Consider the following 335-nt stretch of genomic DNA (forward strand, 5'->3'; position numbering starts at 1 on the left):
TCCCAGAATTCCATTTCTTCCTCCAAATCTTCATAAAAATCCTCATCTGAATATATTTTCGCTTTTAATTCAACCCATTGTATCTCATCATCCCCTCGAATAACATGATACATAGGTGACACAATATTGTAATCATTTTCCCTACAGTATTTAAGTAATTCATCATAGGCAAATTCAGTATTCGTTTTAAAACCACCTGTTATTCTCGTCATAATCATTTGATCAATATAGAAATAGCTTTGAAAATGTAAGTCGGATTCTTTCCCAACAAAAGATTGTTCAACCGGCATATACATATCTACTTGCATTAATTCATCACGCGGAATGTTGTTAAG

At 32.5% G+C, this 335-nt stretch carries 1 protein-coding gene; it reads right to left on the bottom strand.

From position 1 onward, the window contains the following. Positions 1–335, bottom strand: a 335-nt coding sequence (locus RYX56_RS21590; protein ID WP_317124021.1) for a DUF5085 family protein, incomplete at both ends; no start/stop codon positions are given.

It is taken from the genome of Alkalihalophilus lindianensis, from assembly GCF_032843265.1.
GTDB lineage: Bacteria > Bacillota > Bacilli > Bacillales > Bacillaceae_D > Alkalihalophilus > Alkalihalophilus lindianensis.